This is a genomic window from Roseicyclus sp., assembly GCF_018402035.1.
Taxonomy (GTDB): Bacteria; Pseudomonadota; Alphaproteobacteria; order Rhodobacterales; family Rhodobacteraceae; genus Roseicyclus.
Genome location: NZ_JAGYJN010000003.1, coordinates 271716 through 290739, shown reverse-complemented (window position 1 = coordinate 290739; position 19024 = coordinate 271716). Strand labels below are relative to the sequence as shown.

The 19024-nt window shown below is 62.5% G+C and carries 17 protein-coding genes and 1 pseudogene; 7 read left to right on the top strand and 11 right to left on the bottom strand.

Going from position 1 to position 19024, the window contains the following annotated elements:
• Complete coding sequence (locus KG698_RS07435; RefSeq protein ID WP_213684924.1) at positions 1 to 2013, bottom strand: flagellar hook-length control protein FliK; 2013 nt, start codon at positions 2011 to 2013, stop codon at positions 1 to 3.
• 111 nt (positions 2014 to 2124) lie between these two features.
• On the opposite strand from KG698_RS07435, the gene KG698_RS07430 reads away from it, so the two are divergent.
• From KG698_RS07430 to KG698_RS15560, 3 genes are all read left to right on the top strand, one after another.
• Positions 2125 to 2430, top strand: coding sequence for a rod-binding protein (locus tag KG698_RS07430; RefSeq protein WP_213684923.1), 306 nt, complete (start codon positions 2125 to 2127; stop codon positions 2428 to 2430).
• Complete coding sequence (locus KG698_RS07425; protein WP_213684922.1) at positions 2427 to 2759, top strand: hypothetical protein; 333 nt, start codon at positions 2427 to 2429, stop codon at positions 2757 to 2759. The genes KG698_RS07430 and KG698_RS07425 overlap by 4 nt, the downstream gene beginning before the upstream one ends.
• Before the next feature lie 204 nt (positions 2760 to 2963).
• The gene (locus tag KG698_RS15560; RefSeq protein ID WP_367114060.1) at positions 2964 to 3128 is read left to right on the top strand and encodes a hypothetical protein; all 165 of its coding nucleotides are present in this window, start codon (positions 2964 to 2966) and stop codon (positions 3126 to 3128) included.
• Here the strand turns inward: KG698_RS15560 and KG698_RS07420 are convergent.
• The 5 genes and pseudogenes from KG698_RS07420 to KG698_RS07400 form a co-directional block, all read right to left on the bottom strand.
• Positions 3128 to 4357 (bottom strand): annotated as a pseudogene (locus KG698_RS07420) (flagellar hook protein FlgE); the annotation flags it as partial. The gene KG698_RS15560 and the pseudogene KG698_RS07420 overlap by 1 nt on opposite strands.
• Positions 4358 to 4457: 100 nt before the next feature.
• Complete coding sequence (locus tag KG698_RS07415; protein ID WP_213684920.1) at positions 4458 to 5303, bottom strand: flagellar motor protein MotB; 846 nt, start codon at positions 5301 to 5303, stop codon at positions 4458 to 4460.
• A 47-nt stretch (positions 5304 to 5350) separates the two neighbouring features.
• Positions 5351 to 6613 (bottom strand): organoarsenical effux MFS transporter ArsJ, encoded by a 1263-nt coding sequence (gene arsJ, locus KG698_RS07410; RefSeq protein ID WP_213684919.1) that lies wholly within the window; start codon positions 6611 to 6613, stop codon positions 5351 to 5353.
• On the bottom strand, positions 6610 to 7608 hold the full coding sequence (locus tag KG698_RS07405; protein WP_213684918.1) for an ArsJ-associated glyceraldehyde-3-phosphate dehydrogenase: 999 nt from the start codon (positions 7606 to 7608) through the stop codon (positions 6610 to 6612). Before KG698_RS07405 ends, arsJ begins: the two co-directional genes overlap by 4 nt.
• Positions 7605 to 8450 carry a helix-turn-helix domain-containing protein gene (locus tag KG698_RS07400; protein WP_213684917.1) on the bottom strand — a complete coding sequence of 282 codons (846 nt, stop codon included), beginning with the start codon at positions 8448 to 8450 and terminating at the stop codon, positions 7605 to 7607. Before KG698_RS07400 ends, KG698_RS07405 begins: the two co-directional genes overlap by 4 nt.
• 145 nt (positions 8451 to 8595) lie before the next feature.
• On the opposite strand from KG698_RS07400, the gene KG698_RS07395 reads away from it, so the two are divergent.
• Positions 8596 to 10245, top strand: coding sequence for an iron ABC transporter permease (locus KG698_RS07395; protein WP_213684916.1), 1650 nt, complete (start codon positions 8596 to 8598; stop codon positions 10243 to 10245).
• A gap of 63 nt (positions 10246 to 10308) precedes the next feature.
• On the opposite strand, the gene KG698_RS07390 is transcribed toward KG698_RS07395, so the two are convergent.
• Complete coding sequence (locus tag KG698_RS07390; RefSeq protein ID WP_213684915.1) at positions 10309 to 11328, bottom strand: extracellular solute-binding protein; 1020 nt, start codon at positions 11326 to 11328, stop codon at positions 10309 to 10311.
• A 184-nt stretch (positions 11329 to 11512) separates the two neighbouring features.
• Between KG698_RS07390 and KG698_RS07385 the strand changes: the two genes are divergently transcribed.
• Positions 11513 to 12688, top strand: a complete 1176-nt coding sequence (locus KG698_RS07385) for an MFS transporter (RefSeq protein WP_213684914.1) — start codon at positions 11513 to 11515, stop codon at positions 12686 to 12688.
• Between the two features lie 7 nt (positions 12689 to 12695).
• On the opposite strand, the gene KG698_RS07380 is transcribed toward KG698_RS07385, so the two are convergent.
• On the bottom strand, positions 12696 to 13985 hold the full coding sequence (locus KG698_RS07380) for a DEAD/DEAH box helicase (RefSeq protein ID WP_213684913.1): 1290 nt from the start codon (positions 13983 to 13985) through the stop codon (positions 12696 to 12698).
• 318 nt (positions 13986 to 14303) lie between these two features.
• Here KG698_RS07380 and KG698_RS07375 point away from each other — a divergent pair, with 318 nt between their 5' ends.
• On the top strand, positions 14304 to 15326 hold the full coding sequence (locus KG698_RS07375; protein WP_213684912.1) for an aspartate-semialdehyde dehydrogenase: 1023 nt from the start codon (positions 14304 to 14306) through the stop codon (positions 15324 to 15326).
• A 177-nt stretch (positions 15327 to 15503) separates the two neighbouring features.
• Entirely contained in the window at positions 15504 to 17114 is a 1611-nt protein-coding gene (locus KG698_RS07370) for a mucoidy inhibitor MuiA family protein (RefSeq protein ID WP_213684911.1), read from the top strand.
• Positions 17115 to 17118: 4 nt separating this feature from the next.
• Here KG698_RS07370 and KG698_RS07365 read toward each other — a convergent pair whose 3' ends face one another.
• Genes KG698_RS07365 through KG698_RS07355 form a run of 3 tightly spaced genes read right to left on the bottom strand, consistent with a single transcriptional unit; the run spans position 17119 to position 18965 of the window.
• Positions 17119 to 17622: a relaxase/mobilization nuclease domain-containing protein gene (locus KG698_RS07365; protein WP_213684910.1), complete on the bottom strand. Its 504-nt coding sequence runs from the start codon at positions 17620 to 17622 to the stop codon at positions 17119 to 17121.
• A gap of 45 nt (positions 17623 to 17667) precedes the next feature.
• Complete coding sequence (locus tag KG698_RS07360; protein ID WP_213684909.1) at positions 17668 to 17979, bottom strand: transcriptional regulator; 312 nt, start codon at positions 17977 to 17979, stop codon at positions 17668 to 17670.
• Positions 17980 to 17984: 5 nt separating this feature from the next.
• Positions 17985 to 18965 (bottom strand): sodium-dependent bicarbonate transport family permease, encoded by a 981-nt coding sequence (locus KG698_RS07355; protein WP_213684908.1) that lies wholly within the window; start codon positions 18963 to 18965, stop codon positions 17985 to 17987.
• Between the last annotated feature and the right edge of the window lie 59 nt (positions 18966 to 19024).

Genomic DNA, 19024 nt, shown 5'->3' with positions numbered 1-19024 from the left:
CTAGAGCCGCAGATCAAGGCCGCTTGCCGCCATCGGCGCGGCCTTTTCAGCCGATGGGCCGGTGGGGCGTAGGCTTGGCTGATCTTGCGCGTCAAACGGCAGGCGCGGGCCCTCTTCGCGTGGATGGCGGCCACCTTGACCACCGCCCGAAATATCGACCGAAGGCGCATCAAGGCCTTGGCGGGCAAAAGCATCAGCCAAAAGTGCCAGATTGCGGCGCATTAGATCGGCGGTCTCAGGGCGTTCGGCGGTGATCGACAGGGTCATCGTGCCCGCCACCTCGACAAGGCTAAGGCGGACGCGCCCAAGCTCGGGCGGGTCAAGCGCGATATCGACAGCCCCACCCGGCGCGGCCGAAAGCTGCGCCGCCCCGGTCGCGATCTGCTGGCTTGTGTTGTGGGCAAGGCTGGGCAAATCGGCGGTGACGGGGCCAAAACGCGCCGCCAACGGCGTTGCTGCGGCATCCGCCAAACCCAAGCCAAAGCCCAAGGCCAGATCGCCGGGATCGCCCAAGGGCATCGCCACCGGCGCGGGTGGGGCTTGGGTAGGCGCGACCGGCATGTCGGGCAAGCTTGGCATCGGGATTGGCGCCAAGGCTGGTTTGGGCATGTGATCCGCAACCTGCGGCAGTCCGTTTTCACCCGTGGCCAAGGGCATCACAGATGCGCCCGTAACTTGGGCTGCAACGCTCAGCGGTGCGGCAACCGCAACCGCCCCTGAGGGCGTTGTTGCAGGATCAGGGGTAGCAGGGCGAGGCAAGGCGGCAACCGCGCCTAAGACCTTCTGTGGCGGGACCGGCCCGTCCTGCTTCATCGCTGGGGCCAGACGCGGCTGATCCGAGAATCTGGGGGCCAGTGGCGCGGCTTGGAGGGGTGGCTGCACCGGCGTCGCGGGCAATTCCACGGGGGCTGCGGCCGTCACCACGACGGGCAAAGTCGGGGCGACGGCGAGGGGGAGGGGTTCAAGACGGGCTGCCAAATTGTTGGACGGTGACAATGCTACCAAGGCTGGTGTCGCATGGGGCGGGGTCAAAGCTGACTGCATCTGCATCGGTATTGGCACGATTGGCGTGGGCAAATTCGCTTGCATGGGCATGGGCATGGGCATGGGCATCGGCACAGGTGACGACGAGAGCGGCAATAGCACAGGCTGCGGCATCATCTTGACCTGCGCCGGGGTGGAAATGTCAGGTATTCTCATCACCATCGCCTCAGCGACGACAGGGCGCGGAGGTAATTCTTTTATAAGATCTAGCGCCGCCGCCGCATCCTTTGGCAGGGCTTTGGGTGTGGCCAAGGCAGCCCCCGCCCCGGGTGCAAGAAGTTGCTGCGCAATAGGCTGGGCCAAGCTCTGAGCCATGGTCTGTTCGCCTTGCGGCGGCGCAGCTGCGGGCAAAGCGACAGGCGCGGCCTTTTTGGCCACCTGCTGTTCTGGCAAAACCTTAAGCGGCGGGGGCGTGTCATCCGCCGACGGGTCAGACATCTTGCCAATGGCATCAGTTGGCTTTGGCATCACATCGGTGGGGTGAAGGGCGGGCGCGCGTCGCGTCGCGCGCATTGCTGCCGGGTGATCCGCCATCGGCATGACATCGGGCATGATACCCGGTGACGCGACCAGCGCCGTTTCGGGCGGAACCAACGGCGGAACTTCCGGTGAGATTGCCACATCAAACTTGCGCATCTCCGGCGCAGCTATATGCGGCATCGGCCTGACCTGCGGCGCATCCGCCATCGCGACCACCCGCTGCCCACTTTCAGGCAAAGCATCCGCCAAAGGGCCAGCGAAAGCCCCAAGTGGCGGCACCATCGGCGCGGCCTTTGGCGCAATCGGTGGCGTGCTCATAACATGACCGCCAAGATCAAGGGCTTGATCCATCGACAGCTTTTCCACCCCCTGATCCGGGCTGGTAAAGGCCGCCATAAACGCGGCCTCTTGCCCGATCTCCGGCAAGCTCTGTCTTGGGCGGCTGATCCGGTCGGACAAGGCCGCAAGGCCATGGAGCAGGTCATCCATTCTGGCTGTCCCTTGTTGCGTTCTCATCCGCTTATGCGCCCAAAGCTCCTTACGAATTCTTTACGCCCCGCTGTCAGCTTACCGCCAATTCGCGACAATCCGAGGTAAGCCATGACCGCCCCGATCACAGCCAGCGCCCACGCGATCACGCCCCCGCCAAGCCACGATCAAACCGCCGCGCTGCGGCAAGTCGCGCAAGAGCTTGAGGCCAGTTTTCTGGCGGAAATGCTGAAACATGCGGGCTTTGGCCAATCGCGCGAGAGTTTCGGCGGCGGCGTGGGCGAGGCGCAGTTTGCCTCGCTTCTGCGGGCTGAGCATGCGCGCGCCTTGGTCGAACGCGGCGGCATCGGTCTGGCGCAATCGCTTTACGCCTCACTCGTCGCGCGCAGCGATCAAGACGGCGGGGCGGCGCAATGACGGGCGATAGCGATTCGGTGGGGGCCGTGGCGCGCTTGCTTGACCAACAGCGTGCCGCACTGTTGCAAGGCGATATCGCGACGCTCGCCAAACTGCCCGAACGGCTGGACCAGGCCATGCGCCGGCTCGCCCGCGCGCGTGTCGATCCGGTGGCCCTTGCAGATCTGGCGCAGATCGCCGCGCGCAATGCGCGCCTTGTGTTATCCGCGCGCGCAGGGCTGGCGCGCGCCACGCATGACCGCGCGCCCGCGACGGCTTTGACAACCTATAACGCGCAAGGCCGCAAAGCCGCCGCCTGTCTGCCCGGCCAAATGATCTCACGGCGCTGAGGCCGTTAAAATCCGCTGCAAATCGCGGGCCGAATTAGGCGGCTGTTTAGACCTGATGGCTGAATTTGCCCCTGCACCCGATTGGGTGGCGCATCCCCAAGCGATGGGGTGCAGGTGTCAAGATGACGCTTCGCCGGGGCCGATGACGGCCTTGAATTTCATGGCGCCAAAGCGCGCCGCGATCGAAAACTGGAAGGGCAAATCATGTCCAGCATTCTCACCAACAACAGCGCCATGGTCGCGCTGCAAACGCTCAAATCCGTCAACGCGAACCTCCAGAAAACCCAATCCGAAATCTCGACCGGGAAATCCGTGGCCAGCGCGCGCGACAATTCGACAGTCTGGATGATCTTGGCATTCGAGGAATAGGCGCGCTGCGTCTGGATCAGCTGGGTCAATTCACCCGCGACATCGGTGGTCGATTCCTCGCGCGCATAGCCCACCATTTCACCCGTGGGCCCATCGCCCGCATCCCATAGGAAGAACTGTCCCGAATCCGGCGAGATCAAATAGGTCTGGTTATCGCCCGTGGTCAGCCCGCTCAGGTTGGGCACATCGACAATCGGGATCTGGTAGATCACCCTTGTGATGCCATTGTCGTAGATCGCGTGAAGATTGCCATTTGCATCCACCTCCACCCGGCTAAGATCACCGACGGGTGAGCCGTTCTTGATCACCGGGGCGCGGGCAAATGTATCGGACAGCTGCGTCAGCCCGCCTGGTAGGCCGGGACCACCGATCACAAGGTCAAGCGGCCCCGCATCGACATTCAGCGCCAGCGTACCGGTCGTGGCATCATGGGCCCCCCCCGAGATCGGGGTGATCGCGGCCAAGTTGCCGCCATTGCCGCGCGCATCATCAAAGGCCAGCCCATATTCCCCGACCACGCCACCGCCACTGGCGCTGTCGCGCACCACCATGGTCCAATTATGGCTCATCCCGGCGGCAGGGATTTGGGGGGTAAAGGTGATTTCAAGATATTGGGAGGTACCAAGATTATCGTAATATTCCGCCGACATGACGAATGGCTCACCGCTGCTGCTTGCGTCGGTCTGGGTCGCGGGTAGGTTGACGGAAAGCTGCATCCGCGTGGTGGGGTCGCCGGTAAACTGGTTCGAATTGATCTGGATCGGTTGCAACCCGTCAAAGGAATCGCGCGGGAAATTGGGAATGGTGCCATCAGGATTGGCAGGCCAACCCATCAGCACCTCACCCGTCTGGGTGCGCAAAATCCCCTCCGCGTCGGGGCGGAAAGACCCGGTGGTCAGCAACCGGATGGGAAGGTTCCCGCCCGGCCCGTCAAGTGCTGCCTCTGATGTCACCGCCATCAAGCCGCGCCCGCCAATGGCCAGATCGGTGGGATTGCCGGTTGTGACAAGCGTACCGCGCTGGTCGATCATCCGCGACGTTGAGGCGCGCACACCACCCGCAGAATAGCTGCCATCGCTTTGCATGATCACGAGGGAATGAAAATCGGCGACCGCTCGCTTGTAGCCATAGGTGCCAGCATTGGCGATATTATCGGCGATGGTGGCAAGGCGGCTTGCATTCACCTGAAGACCGGCCACGCCGGAATTGAGCGAAGAGGAAATGGTCATCTCATGCGCCTTTCTGCTGCATCTGGGACATGGCCACCCTTGGCAGACGCCACTTAACAGGGGCCTAACACTTCAAATTCGAGGTATTTCCGCGACCGGCCTAGCGGTCGGCCCGCAACAAAATGATCTCTAGCCGTTCGTTGCGCGGCGACATCGGGTTCTCGCTGACCGCTTCGCGATCGCCATGGCCCGTCACACGCATGATGCGGCTTGGGTCCAGACCCGCCATCTCAAGCAAGCCACGAAAGCGATGCGCCCGGTCTGTCGAGACATGCCAGCGTGTCTGGGCGGCAACCACCACGGGTTCAGCGGCAACATGCCCCGCAACCGCCACGGCATTTGTGACCGTTGCAAACAAGCTGGCCATCACGGCGGCGATATCGGCCAGCCATGGCGCGGCGGCACCCGTGTCAGGGTCGAAAATCGGTTGTCCGGGGCGCGAGAATATCTCGATGATCAGCCCCTCATCGGTCAGCCGTGTCGCGACATGGGCCAACAAATGCTCGGGCAGGGCGCTATCGCCATTCTGCCCGGTCAGCGCGGCGGCAAGCTGGGCCAGCGCAGTGGCATCTTGCCCCGGTTCATCACGATGATTGGTGCCAGATACCCCGAGGCTTTGCCGCCCCTCGGTCGGGCGCAGGCTGGTGGCACCGGTGCCCGATTGGGCGGTGGTTGTTTCCGAAAACGGGCTGTCGCCGCCAAAGGCACCATCACCCCCACCCGAGATACGCGTGATGGGAATGGTGGGCGAGAAGTAATCCGCGATACCCTTGCGCTGTTGTTCCGTCGTGGCGTTGAGCAGCCACATGAGCATGAAAAACGCCATCATCGCGGTGACGAAATCGGCATAGGCGACCTTCCACGCGCCGCCGTGATGACCGCCGCCTGCGATCACCTTTTTGCGCTTCACGATCAACGGGCGGGTCTTATTCTCGGTCTCGGCCATGGCAAGGGCCATAGCATGCCAAGCCTGAACAGCCCCTTAACGCCGTCTCAGGCTGCAACAGGGCGGAGCTGTCGTGCCAAGATCCCGCTCAGCGCCAGCATCACCGCCGCGACGCCCAAGCACGCGGGCAGCCCGCCCCATTGGTAACTCAACCCCGACAACAGCGTGCCAATGAGCCGCCCCGCGGCATTGGCCATGTAGTAAAACCCCACATCCATCGTGACCCGCTCGGCCTTTGTGAAGGCAAGGATCAGGTAGGAATGCAGCGCCGAATTGACGGCAAAGATCGCGCCGAACCCCAAAAGCCCCGCGATCAGCGTGCCGGTCAGCCACGGCGCGGGCGCGCCCGCAAACCACACCAGCGTGGCCAAAAGCGCGGGCAAAAGCGCAAGGCCCAAGGCCCAACGCCATGCCTCGCCGATCAAGGCGGCCTCGCCCCGCGTATCGGCCCGCAAAAGGCGTGGCGCGCTGGCCTGCACCGCGCCGTAAAGAATGATCCAGACCGCCATAAATACGCCGATGGTGAAAAACGCCGTGCGATTGCCCGCGACTGTGCCATCCGACAGAACCGCGTAAAAATAGATGGGGATGCCCACGACGAACCACACATCGCGCGCGCCGAACAGGAACACCCGTGCCGCCGACAGCCAGTTGACGTTGTGGGATTTGGAAAACACTTCGGTGAATTTGGCGCCTTTGCGACCCGTGGGCAGGCCGCTTGGCATGCGCAGCGCGATCACCAACAAGATTGCTGCCAGCACAGCCGCCATCGCCAACACCGACCCGACAAAGCCGACGAGGGCGAGCAACGCCGCCCCGAGGAGGAAGCCCAACCCCTTGACCGCATTCTTTGACCCGGTCAGCAGCGCAACCCAGCGAAACAGCACCCCCTCGCCCGCAGGTGCCAAAAGCTTCACCGCCGATTTCGACGACATCTTGGCCAGATCCTTGGCCACACCCGACAACCCCTGCACGCACATCACAAAGGCGACCGAGGCGGCGATCCCCCAGCTTGGGTCCAACTGCGCCAGCGCGATCAACGCCACGATCTGCAACCCAAGCCCTGCATAAAGCGTCGCCGTCAGGCCAAAGCGCGCCGCGATCCAGCCTGCCGACAGGTTCGTCACGATCCCCGCGATCTCGTACAAGATGAACAGATAGGCCAGCTGAACAGGGGAAAATCCCAGCGTGTGGAAATGCAACAGCACCAGCATGCGCAGCGCGCCGTCGGTCAGCATAAAGGCCCAATAGGCCGCCGTGACCGCGATATAGGCGGCCATGCCTGCCGGGCGCTGCGCGGTATCGGTCATGGGTTTTCGCCCACCATCAACGCGACATCGACCAAGCGATGCGCATAGCCCATCTCGTTGTCATACCATGCGTAGATCTTCACCTGCGTGCCGTTGACCACCATCGTGCTGGGCGCATCGACGATGCTGGAACGTGTGTCATTGGTGTAATCGGCGCTGACCAAGGGGCGCTCCTCATAGCCCAAGATATCTTTAAGCGGGCCTTCAGCGGCGGCTTTGAACAGCGCGTTCACCTCTTCCGCTGTCGTCGCGCGCTCCACCTCGAAGACGCAATCGGTGAGCGAGGCGTTGAGCAGCGGCACCCGCACGGCATGGCCATTCAGCTTGCCCGTCAACTCGGGGTAGATCAGCGTGATCGCCGTGGCGCTGCCCGTGGTGGTCGGGATCAGGCTGTTCAACGCCGACCGCGCGCGGCGCAGATCCTTGGCCGGGCGGTCAACGATGGTCTGGGTATTGGTCACATCATGGATCGTGGTGATCGAGCCATGCTTGATTCCCAGCCCTTCGTGGATCACCTTGACGACAGGGGCCAAGCAATTTGTGGTGCAGCTTGCAGCCGTGATGATGCGGTGCGCTGCGGGGTCATAGATATCGTGGTTCACGCCATAGACGATATTGGCGGCCCCCCCATCCTTGACCGGGGCGCTGACGACCACACGCTTGACGCCTGCATCGAAATAGGGCGCAATCTTAGCCGCCGTTTTGAAGACGCCTGTGCAGTCGATCACCACATCGACACCATCCAAGGGCAGCTTGGATGGATCGCGTTCGTTCAAGACAGGCAGGCGCACACCATCGATGGTGATGCTGTCGGCATCGCTGCTGATATCGGCGCGCCAACGGCCATGCACCGTGTCGAACTCCAACAAATGCGCATGCATCGCCGGATCGCCCACGGCGTCGTTGATCCACGCGATCTTGGCCCCACGCTCCAAAAGCGGGCGCAGCGCAAGTTTCCCGATCCGGCCCAAGCCGTTCAACGCATAGGTGGTCATGTCGCGCTCTCCTGATTGCGGGCGATATCGTCAAGCGCATGCTGCAGCGAGATCCGGTCAAGCGCGTCCAAGGGAAGCGCTGCAAAGGCTGCGATGCGATTGCGCAACATCCCATAGGCATGTTGAAAGGCCAGCATCCGCTCGGCCTCGGTCCCTTCGGCTTTCACCGGGTCGGGCGTGCTCCAATGCGCCGACATCGGCTGACCCGGCCATGGCGGGCAGGCCTCGTTGGCGGCGCGGTCGCAAACGGTGAACACGAAATCAAAGGCCGGCGCATCGGGGCCTTGAAACTCCGCCACATTCTTTGAACGCAGGCTGTCGATGTCATAGCCCTTGGATTGCAACATCTTCACGGCCAGCGGGTTCAGCTCGGACTGCGGCTTGGTGCCGGCCGAGAACACATCGAACCGATCCCCCGCGATCTTGCGCAGGATCGATTCGGCAAAGATCGAGCGGGCGGAATTCCCGGTGCAGATAAACAACACGCTATAGGGGCGGTCGGCTGTCATGAGAGTGTCTCCAAAACTGTTTATAAGAGCGTTGGGCGGGCAAAGATCTGGCCTGCCAAGGCAGCAATCGATCCACAGCGCCCCGGTCATCGCGTTGATGCCCGCAAGGTCAGCGCCATAGCGCAGATAGGTGCCGCTACGGCTGCGCGTGATCAGCCCGGCGCGCACAAGATCGGCAAGATAGCCGCTCAGCGTATTGGGCCTAAGCGTCAGCACCTCGGCGATCTCACCTGCGGGCAAGAGGTCGGGATGACGCCGGATCAACAGGCGCAGCACATCCAGCCGCACAGGGTGGCCGAGGGTCGCGAATCTCTCTGCAAGTGTTATTTCCATATTTCTCGAAATATCGAAGTTGCACATACATGCAAGTGAAGCTTTTGCGACACTGCGGCCCATGTCGGACCTGTCACCTTGCAATCCGGCCAAAGCCTGACAAAAGAGATCGGATTGCTTTTCAAAGACCATAGCCGCCGCGCCCATGTCCAATACCCATCGCCTCCACCGCTCTCGACGCTTGTCAGCGCTTGCTTGGCTGGTGGCCGCGCTTTGCCTTTTGCCGATGGTGGCCGTGGCTGTTGCGGCACTTGGCGGTGGCGGCGAGACGCTGCGCGCGCTGGCCGGATCGGTCTTGCCGCGCTACGCGGGCACGACCGCCTTTCTGGTGCTGGTGGTGGCCATCGGCACCGGCGTCATCGGCACGGCGACTGCGTGGTTGGTCACGGCCACCCGCTTTCCCGGACGACGCATCTTGGAAATCGCGCTGGCGCTACCGCTCACCTATCCGGCCTATGTGCTGGCTTATGCCTATACCGATTTGCTGGACCATCCGGGCCTTGTGCAATCGACCTTGCGCGATCTGACCGGTTGGGGGCCGCGCGATTATTGGTTCCCGGAAATCCGCTCGCTCGGGGGGGCGGCGGCGATGCTGATCTTTGTGCTTTACCCCTATGTCTATCTTTTGGCGCGGGCGGCGTTTTTGCGCCAATCCGCGACCGCCTATATCGCGGCACGCACCTTGGGGCTGGGGCCATGGGGGGCGTTTTTCCGCGTCTCGGTGCCGGTGGCGCGCCCTGCTATCGCGGGGGGCGTTCTGCTTGCGATGATGGAGACCTTGGCCGATTACGGCACGGTCGCCTATTTCAGCGTGCAGACCTTCGCCACCGGCATCTATGTCAGCTGGTTCGGCCTGTTCGACCGGGCAGCGGCGGCGCAATTGGCGCTATGCCTTTTGGTCGTGGCGCTGACATTAGCCACGCTCGAGCGTCGCCAAAGGCAAAACCAGCGCCACCATGACGCCGGTCGCCGCTTTGAGCGGATGGAGCCCGTCACCCTGCGCGGGCGCGCCGCTTTGGGCGCGATCATTGTCTGCAGCCTGCCCGTGTTCTTTGGCTTTCTGTTGCCCAGCGGGATTTTGATCGCGCTGGCATCGGGGACCAGCCAAATCCTGTTCTCGCCACGCTACTTGGGCTTTTTGCAACATTCGCTAACGCTGGCCAGCATCGCCGCCCTGTTGACGGTGGGGGCTGCCATCGCGATGGGGTTCAATGCGCGCATCTTCCCCTCGCGCGCGGCAAAAACCGGCCTGCGCATCGCGGGGATCGGCTATGCCGTGCCGGGCGGCGTGATCGCGGTGGGGCTGCTCTTTCCCTTTGCGGGTTTCGACAATGCGCTTGATGCCTTCATGCGCCAGAATTTCGGGGTACGGACCGGGCTTTTGATCACCGGCTCGATCTGGCTGATGATCGCGGCCTATATGGTGCGTTTCATGGCGGTGGCGCTGAACACCTATGAGGCGGGCTTGGCTACGGTGAACCCCAATATGGATGCCGTGGCCCGCACGCTAGGCTATGGACCGACACCGATGCTGGCCCGCGTCCATGTGCCGATCTTGCAGCCCGCGATCCTGACAGCACTCTTGATCGTTTTCGTCGATGTGATGAAGGAGTTGCCAGCAACCCTGATCTTACGGCCCTTCAACTATGACACGCTGGCGGTGCAGGCGCACAGGCTCGCCTCGGACGAACGGCTGGCCGAAGCGGCGGTGCCCAGCCTTGTCATCGGGGCGGTCGGGCTGTTGCCCGTCGCGCTCTTGTGCTGGAGCATCGGCCGCGAAACGCGGCGCGGCTAACGGACATGCCAAAGCAAAAGCGGGCACCCAAAGGCGCCCGCGTCTTACCCTATAGGGTGAAGATCATTGCCATCCGGCGTTGTTCAGCACCTTAACCGCCGCCTCAACATTGGCCGCGATATCGGACAGGTCGATGGTGTCAGGCCGGAAGATGCCAAGCGCGGCAACCGAAGGGGCCAAGCCCACGCCGGGAACGGCGGGGTATTCATCATTGCCCGCCGAGAAATACTGCTGCGCCTGTTCCGAGGTGAGGTATTCAAGGAATTTGATCGCGTTCTCGCGGTTGGGCGCATTGGCCGCCACTCCGCCACCCGACACGTTCATATGCGCGCCGATGTCGTTTTGGTTCGGGAAGACCCAGCCGATATTGGCCAATTGCTCAGGCGTGATCTGGCTGTCGCCTTCGCGGATGATGCGCGAATAGTAATAGGTGTTGGACATCGCGATGTTGCACTCGCCCGAGGCGATGCCGCGCAACTGGTCGGTATCGCCACCCTGCGGTGCGCGGGCGAAGTTGCCCACCACGGCGGTGGCCCAATCCTGCACCGCTGCCTCGCCCAGATGCGCGATCAGTGCGGCCGCGATGTTCTGCGTATAGACATTGGTGGCCGAGCGGATGCAGACCTGACCGGCATATTCCGGCTTGGCCAGATCTTGATAGCTCTGCGGCGGGTTGGTCACTTCGGTCTTGTCATAGAACAAGATGCGCGCGCGCTGCGAAAAGGCGAACCAGTTATTGTCGTCATCTTGCAGGTAAGCCGGCACGCGGGCCTCGAGGATCGCACTCTCAATCGGCTGCAACAGGCCCATCGCGGCGGCGCGCGCAAGGCGCACGGTGTCGACGGTCAGGAACACATCGGCGGGGCTATTGGCACCCTCGGCCTGCATGCGGGCGATCAATTCGTCGCCATTGCCTTCGATGCGGTTGACGGTAATGCCCGTGGCGGCGGTGAAGTCGGAATAAAGCCGCTCATCCGTGTCGTAATGGCGCGAGGAATAAAGGTTTACCTCCTGCGCCTGTGCGGCGGTCAGGGTCGAGAGGGTGATGGCAGTCCCCAAAAGGGCGGCAAGGGTGCGTGTCATGGCAAGCTCCGTGTTTGGTCAATCCTATACCTGACTGAAACACTCAGTTGGGTTGATGCCGTTGAACATCTTTCAGAAAGGGCTGTCAATATTTCCGACAAAAATAATAGGAATACTGCGCCCGCTTGTCGCGGCCGGATGCAAGGTGCAGGGTCGCGCGGCAATCACGAGAAGGGGGAACGCCATGCGCGCCGGGATCGCGTTTCTGGTTATCGCCTACACACTGAGCCAATTTTACCGCGCCTTCTTGGCGGTGCTTTCACCCGTCTTGATGGAAGAGCTTGGGGCCACGACCGGCGATTTGGCTCGCGCCTCGGGGCTGTGGTTCATCTGTTTTGCCGCAATGCAATTGCCGGTGGGATGGGCGCTTGATCATCTGGGCCCAAGGCGCACGGCGGCGACGTTGTTCCTTATCGGCGGCGGTGGCGGGGCGACAATCTTTGCGCTGGCACAGACCCCCGGCGCGATCACTTGGGCGATGGTGCTGATCGGGATTGGCTGCGCGCCGATCTTGATGGCCACCTACTACATCTTTGCGCGCCAATATTCAGCGGCTATCTTCGGCACATTGGCCGGGGTGACGGTGGGCCTGTCTTCGCTTGGCAATATCTTGTCGGCCACACCGCTGGCTTGGATGATCGCGGCTTTCGGATGGCGCGCGACGGTGGGCGGTTTCGCGGGCCTGACCATCGTGATCGCGATTGCCATCGCGCTGTTGGTGCGCGACCCCGAAAAACCAGCGGGCGAGGCGAAAGGCAGGCTCTCGGACCTGCTGCGCATGCCACAGCTTTGGCCGCTCTTTGCAATGATGTTCGTGTGCTACGCGCCCGCCGCTGGTTTGCGCGGGCTATGGATTAGCCCCTATATGGCGGATCGCTTTAGCGCCGATCTGGCGCTGATCGGCAACACGACACTCGTCATGGGCTTGGCGATGGTGGCGGGGAATTTTCTTTACGGCCCTGCCGATCGCCTCTTTGGAGGCCGCAAGCGGCCCATCCTCATCGGCAATGCCATTGTTGCGCTGGCATGCCTGAGCTTTTGGCTCGCCCCACCGCAGGGTTTCGGGATGGCCATCGCCCTTTTCGCACTGATCGGGCTATGCGGTGCATCCTATCCGCTGGTGATCAGCCATGGCCGCAGCTTTTGCCCCCCACACCTGACGGGGCGGGGGGTGACGCTTTTGAACCTCTTCGGCATGGGCGGGGCGGGTGTGATGCAATTCGCCACCGGCCCAACCTATGCCGCCCTTGCCCGAAACAACGACCCGTCCACAGCCTATGGCACGTTGTTTGGCCTAATCGGTCTGATCATCATCGCCGGGCTTGCCCTTTACCTTTGGGCAAAGGACAGCACTGGCTAAAGGATGATCACGCCGCGCGCGAACGCCGTGGGCGGCGACCCTGCGGCTTGGCACTGGCAAAGGGACGACCGGCAGGCTTGGCGCCCTGACCCGGGCCGCGCCCACGGGCGGCACCACCGCCACCACCGCCGCCACCACCGCGACGGGGTTTTTCCATCTTCACGGCCTTGGGCCGCGTGCCCGACGCCACGGGGATCTCGGTCTTCATCAACCGCTCGATCTGGATCAGCAGATCGACCTCTTCGGCGCAGCAAAAGGCGATCGCCTCACCCTCGCGACCGGCGCGCGCCGTGCGGCCGATGCGGTGGACGTAATTGTCGGGCGTGTCGGGCAATTCGTAGTTGATCACGTAAGCCACGCCGGGAATGTCGATGCCGCGCGCGGCCACATCAGTGGCAACGAGCACATTGATCGTGCCATCGCGGAACGCCTTAATCGCGCGATCACGCTGGCCTTGGCTTTTGTTGCCGTGGATCGAAGCGGCGTTAAAGCCGTCATCGACCAACCCCTTCATCAGCTTTTCCGCCCCATGCTTGGTGCGCGCGAACACCAGCGTCAGCGCCGTGGGATCACGCCTGAGGATTTCGCGCAGCTGGGCGGGCTTTTCGCCCTTTTCCACATAGCGCAGCGATTGCGTGACCTTATCGGCCGCCTTGCCGGGGGGCGAAACCTGCACCCGGCGCGGATTGGTTAGATAGGCGCGGCTGAGTTCTTCCATCTGCTTGGGCATGGTGGCCGAGAACAGCATGGTCTGGCGCGGCGTGCCAAGCGCGGGCGCAATCCGGCGCAGCGCATGGATAAAGCCCAGATCAAGCATCTGGTCGGCCTCATCCAACACAAGATGGCGCGCTTGGCGCAGATCGACCGCACCGCGATCCATCAAATCGATCAAGCGGCCGGGGGTGGCCACCAAGATATCGGTGCCGCGTGCCATCACGCCGATCTGACGCCCGATGGACTGACCACCGACCACGGTGGCGATCTTGATCTGGGTGTTGAAGGTGAAATGGCGCAAGCTGTCCGCGATCTGGTTCACCAATTCGCGCGTTGGCGCAAGGATCAGCGCGCGCGCTGTCCGTGTCTGGGGGCGGGTGTCCGCCTCCATCAGATGTGCGATGAGCGGCAGGCCAAAGGCCAGCGTCTTGCCAGTGCCGGTTTGGGCGAGCCCAAGAATATCGTGCCCTTCCATCGCCAGCGGGATCGCTTGGTTCTGGATCGGGGTCGGTTTGTCAAAGCCACCGGCCTTGAGCGCGTTGAGCAGAACCTTGTTCAGGCCCAGCATATCGAAATCAAACAATTCATATCCTTTCGGGCGCCGCATCATGCGAACGCCATCGATCAGGGGCCACGCAGATCATGCATGGCGGACGAGGGTGCGACCGCGCCATTATCGGGACACGATCGTCAGAACCCTGCGTGAATGGGAACTGGGAGAAACTTGCTGTCGTTGTCAGGCCCACGGGGAATAACCCCGCCGTCCGACTGCTCACGCGGCAGTGCAGCGACATGAGCTGCACATGCGGGCTGTCGGGCCATATGTCAAGCGCCACGGCCCTTTTCCTTGGCGACTGCTTCCTTTATGTGCCGTCCATCCACAAGGGTAAGGACCAAACATATGGGATACCGAGTCGTCGTCGCCGGTGCCACAGGCAATGTGGGCCGCGAAATGCTGAACATCCTCGCCGAGCGGGAATTCCCGATCGATGAGATCGTGGCACTGGCCAGCCGAAGATCGCTGGGGACGGAATGCAGCTTTGGCGACAAGACCCTGAAAACCAAGGATCTCGATACCTTTGATTTCACGGGCTGGGATATCGCGCTTTTCGCCATCGGCTCGGAGGCGACGGCGATCTATGCCCCCAAGGCCGCCAAGGCGGGCTGCGTGGTGATCGATAACTCGTCGCTCTACCGCTATGACCCCGATGTGCCGCTGGTGGTGCCCGAGGTGAACCCCGAGGCGGTTTTGGGCTATGCCAAGAAAAACATCATCGCCAACCCAAACTGCTCGACCGCGCAGATGGTCGTAGCGCTCAAGCCGCTACATGACCGTGCGCGGATCAAACGAGTTGTCGTCTCGACCTACCAATCGGTTTCGGGCGCGGGCAAGGCGGGGATGGACGAGCTTTGGGACCAGACCAAAAGCATCTACAACCCGACCGACAGCAAGCCGCCGACCAAATTCACCAAGCAGATCGCCTTTAACGTCATCCCCCATATCGACAAGTTCATGGAGGATGGATCGACCAAGGAAGAGTGGAAGATGGTGGTCGAGACCAAGAAAATTCTCGACCCCAAGATCAAGGTCACGGCCACCTGTGTGCGCGTGCCGGTCTTTGTCGGCCATTCCGAGGCGATCAATATCGAGTTCGAGGATTTCCTCGACGAAGAAGAGGCCCGCGATATCCTGCGCGAGGCACCCGGCGTCATGGTCATCGATAAGCGCGAGGATGGCGGCTATGTCACCCCCATCGAATGTGTGGGCGATTACGCCACCTTCATCAGCCGTATCCGGCAAGACAGCACGCTCGATAACGGGCTGAACCTGTGGTGCGTCAGTGACAACCTGCGCAAGGGTGCGGCGCTGAACGCGGTGCAGATCGCCGAGACGCTGGGCAACCGGGTGCTGAAAAAGGGCTAAGGCCTTTGGCCAAGTTGAACGGGCCGATCCCTCTGGGGTCGGCCTTTTTCATGGCTAGGGCGCAGGCAAGCGGCGAAACTTTGCTGAACGGCCAGCGCCATCACGGTTTTTCATTGTCTCAGCCGTCGCAAAGCCGCAGGTCTAGTGCCATGTAAAGTCACGATCACGGAGCGCCCCATGATGCGTATCGCCCTGTCACTTGTCATGGCCATGATCGGCGCCGCACCGGCCTTTGCCGATGATATCTTGCTCAGGGCCGATGTCGCGGCGGCGACGATCTACCTATCCGGGGCCGAGGTCAGCCGGCACGCGGATCTCGCGATTGCCCCCGACAGCCATCAGATCGTGATCGCCATGCAAGACGCGGCACAGGCCGAGCGTATCATGCTGAGCGCACCCGAGGGAGTGACCATCGGACAGCCGCGCAAGATCACGGACTATCCCATCGCCGAGGGGGTCTTGGACGACCCTGCACAGGCCGCAGCCCGCGCTGCGCGCGACGCAGCCGAATTGGCGCTAACCCAAGCCCAAGACGATCTGGCACTGGTCAATGGTGAGGTGCGCGCGCTTGAAGCACAGCTTCGCTTTCTGGGCACATTGGTGGGCGACGGCATGGCCGATATGGACCCCGACCGCCTGCCGCAGCTTTTGGCAGCACTCGGGGCTGAGACCGCGCGGCTTGAGCGGGAATTGCATGCGGCGCGCATCGCGCGGCGCACCCCGGAGGCGGTGGTCCAGACCCGCGATGCCGCGCTTTCTGCGGCGCAAGATGCGCTGGACCGGCTGAACCCATTTGGCGTGGCGGTCGATGCCATCGCCTTTACGCTCGACGCCCCAAGCGCGACCGAGGGGCAGATCAAGCTTGACTACTTCACCCAAGCGGCAAGCTGGTCACCCAGCTATGAGCTGCATTTGGACAGCGAGACCGGCGCTTTGGAAATCGCGCCTTTCATCGCGGTCGCGGTGCAGGGTTCCGGCCCGTGGCGCGACGTCGCCATGCGCTTTTCAACCAGCCAGCCGGACCGCCCGCGCGCGCCAAGCGCGCTTTGGCCCAATCCCGCCCGGCTTATCGATCCCGTATCGCCACAACCCTATGCAATATCGCGCCTTGGCGCGGCCCCGATGATGGAGGCGGCAACCGATAGCATTGCCGCGCAGGCGGTCACCGGCTTGGCAGTGACCCATGTCTATGGCAGCCCCGTCAGCCTTGATAATGATGGCCGCGCGATCTTGCCGCTTGATCGCTTGGCCATGCAGGTTGCGCGCGAAATCCGCGCTGTGCCGCGCCTTGATCAAACGGCATATCTGCTTGCCACGCTGCGCAATGATAGCGGTGCACCGATCTTGCCGGGCCCCGCGCGCTATTTCCGCGATGGCGCGCTGATCGCGCAAGAGTGGCTGCCGCTGATCCCCATGGGGGCCGAGGCCGAGCTTGGCTTTGGTCCGCTCGATCATTTGCGCCTGGTCTGGATCGATCGGTCACTGGCCGAGGGGGATCGCGGGATTTTCGTCACCGCCAATACCCAAGAGCGCCGCATCGCCTTTGGGGTAGAAAACACCGGCACAAAGGCAGAGACGGTCCGCCTTCTTTATGCAACACCCTTTGCCGAGCAAGAGGATTTGCGCCTATCGATGACGCTGACGTCGCAACCTCAGACGGGCGATGTCGATGATCTGCGCGGGGTGCAGGCTTGGACATTGTCGGTGGCACCCGGTGAGACGAAACTGGTCGAGATGGGCCTGTCATTTGCTTGGCCCGAGGGGCAAGAGCTGGTCTGGCAGCCCTGAGGGATTAGCCGGGTGCGATCAAGACCGGGTTGTCATCATCCCATGGATCAGGTTCCGGACGGGTTATTTTCTCGGCGCCAAGAATACGTGGGACCAGATGGCGGTGCGCGTGACCGGGAAAGGGGGCGTTGAACCGGCGCATCAGACCCGCATAGGCGGCCCCGATCTCGGACCCTTTGCAAAGCCTTTCGCCATCTAAGATCCGGTGCAGCGCCAAACCCCCGCCGCGTTCGCGAAACACAAAACCATGGGCGCGCATCCGCGCCTGAAGATCATCCCAACTTGTCGCTTGGCCAATGTCAGCGGCGACACGCGCCCGGACGGGCGCAAAAAGCTGCTCCTCGGTCCTGCCGGACCTCTTCGCCCCTTTGTCCTCTGTCGGCAGGCTGCGGCGCAGGCGATGGCGAAGCTCTTCATGCAAGCTGCGACCATTGCCCCCTGCGGCCTCGGCCAGCGCGGCGAAGAGCGGTTCGGGCAGATCAATGATCAAGCGGCGGCTTTGCGACATGCAGCCACCCTCGCCGATCTTGATGAACCAAGCGTTAACGCCCGTTCAAAACCGCTCGGCCCTGAGCACCTCGCAATCGGTGACGGTGACCACGCCGATATGACGATCAACCACGGCAAAGGCCGCATCGAGTAGCCCATCCAACCGTTCAGGGCGGATGATGCAAACCACGCTGACCATGCCGCCCGCGCGGCTGACCTGCCCCTCGCGTGTCCATTGGCCGGATCTGCCCGAGCCACCCAGAACCGGCAGCACCGTAAACCCCGTGACACCTGCCTTGATCAAGGCATTGGTCAGGCGCGTCTCCATCACCGATTCGATGGTGATCTCGACCCGTTTGGCCTTGTGGGTCTGCATCTGCGTCAGCCTCCGGTAACGGCGCTGGCCACCGCAAGATAAAGCGGGATGCCAAGCGTCAGATTAAAGGGAAAGGTCACGCCCAGCGAGAGCGTCAGATAGACAGAAGGGTTCGCCTCGGGCAGCGCAACCCGCATCGCGGCGGGCACCGCGATATAAGAGGCCGAGGCGCAGAGCGTCATAAACAGCACGACCCCACCCGTCGATAGCCCCAGCATCAGCCCCGCGCCCAAACCCAACAAAGCGCCGATGGGCGGCATCACCACGCCAAAGAGAAACAGGCCCGGCGTCAACACCCCGCGCGCCGAGCGCAGGCCACGCCCCGCCACAAGGCCCATATCCAGCAAGAACAGGCACAAAATACCCTGAAAAGGTGCCACGATGAAGGGCGCGATCCGGTCCATGCCCGCGTCACCGGTGATCCAGCCGATCAGGAAGGAGCCGACCAAAAGCACGATGGACCCGTTGAGCAAAATCTCTCGCATCAGCCCATCTTCCATCTCGCCGCTGGCCTTGCCGTAGCGCGCGATGATCCACAATGCCGACAAGATCGCAGGTGCCTCCATCGCGGCGGCGACGGCGACCATATACCCCTCAGATGTCAGGCCAGCCGAGGTGATGACCGAGGTGGCCGCCACGAAGGTCACGATGGAGATCGAACCGTAATGGGCGGCAACCGCCGCCGCATCGGTGACGTCGAGCCGCGACATCACCCTGAGCAGCGCAAACGCGATCAAAGGCAGCGCGAAGGACAAGATCACGCCCACCAAAAGCGACATCAACAGCCTGGCGTCGATCCCATGATCGGCCACGCTGGCCCCGCCCTTAAAGCCGATGGCAAACAACAGGTAAATCGACATGCCCTTAGCGATAGCTTCGGGGATAGAGAGGTCGGATTTGGCGAAAGCCGCCAAAAGCCCCAGCGCAAAGAACAGGATGATCGGTGAAAGCAGGTTATCCGCCGCAAGCGCCAATATCCCATCCATCCACTCACCCCTGTCGGTTGTTTCGCCGCGTTTTCCTTAGCGGCCATACAACCGCCGGT

What these genes read in the sequence shown, in the direction of transcription:
- KG698_RS07355 (WP_213684908.1), bottom strand. Translation starts at nt 18,965, where the DNA reads ATGGATGGGATATTGGCGCTTGCGGCGGATAACCTGCTTTCACCGATC.
- KG698_RS07415 (WP_213684920.1), bottom strand. Translation starts at nt 5,303, where the DNA reads ATGGCCGAGACCGAGAATAAGACCCGCCCGTTGATCGTGAAGCGCAAA.
- KG698_RS07390 (WP_213684915.1), bottom strand. Translation starts at nt 11,328, where the DNA reads ATGACACGCACCCTTGCCGCCCTTTTGGGGACTGCCATCACCCTCTCG.
- KG698_RS07405 (WP_213684918.1), bottom strand. Translation starts at nt 7,608, where the DNA reads ATGACCACCTATGCGTTGAACGGCTTGGGCCGGATCGGGAAACTTGCG.
- KG698_RS07360 (WP_213684909.1), bottom strand. Translation starts at nt 17,979, where the DNA reads ATGCAGACCCACAAGGCCAAACGGGTCGAGATCACCATCGAATCGGTG.
- KG698_RS07425 (WP_213684922.1), top strand. Translation starts at nt 2,427, where the DNA reads ATGACGGGCGATAGCGATTCGGTGGGGGCCGTGGCGCGCTTGCTTGAC.
- KG698_RS07435 (WP_213684924.1), bottom strand. Translation starts at nt 2,013, where the DNA reads ATGGATGACCTGCTCCATGGCCTTGCGGCCTTGTCCGACCGGATCAGC.
- KG698_RS07430 (WP_213684923.1), top strand. Translation starts at nt 2,125, where the DNA reads ATGACCGCCCCGATCACAGCCAGCGCCCACGCGATCACGCCCCCGCCA.
- KG698_RS07385 (WP_213684914.1), top strand. Translation starts at nt 11,513, where the DNA reads ATGCGCGCCGGGATCGCGTTTCTGGTTATCGCCTACACACTGAGCCAA.
- arsJ (WP_213684919.1), bottom strand. Translation starts at nt 6,613, where the DNA reads ATGACCGATACCGCGCAGCGCCCGGCAGGCATGGCCGCCTATATCGCG.
- KG698_RS07370 (WP_213684911.1), top strand. Translation starts at nt 15,504, where the DNA reads ATGATGCGTATCGCCCTGTCACTTGTCATGGCCATGATCGGCGCCGCA.
- KG698_RS07395 (WP_213684916.1), top strand. Translation starts at nt 8,596, where the DNA reads ATGTCCAATACCCATCGCCTCCACCGCTCTCGACGCTTGTCAGCGCTT.
- KG698_RS15560 (WP_367114060.1), top strand. Translation starts at nt 2,964, where the DNA reads ATGTCCAGCATTCTCACCAACAACAGCGCCATGGTCGCGCTGCAAACG.
- KG698_RS07365 (WP_213684910.1), bottom strand. Translation starts at nt 17,622, where the DNA reads ATGTCGCAAAGCCGCCGCTTGATCATTGATCTGCCCGAACCGCTCTTC.
- KG698_RS07375 (WP_213684912.1), top strand. Translation starts at nt 14,304, where the DNA reads ATGGGATACCGAGTCGTCGTCGCCGGTGCCACAGGCAATGTGGGCCGC.
- KG698_RS07400 (WP_213684917.1), bottom strand. Translation starts at nt 8,450, where the DNA reads ATGGAAATAACACTTGCAGAGAGATTCGCGACCCTCGGCCACCCTGTG.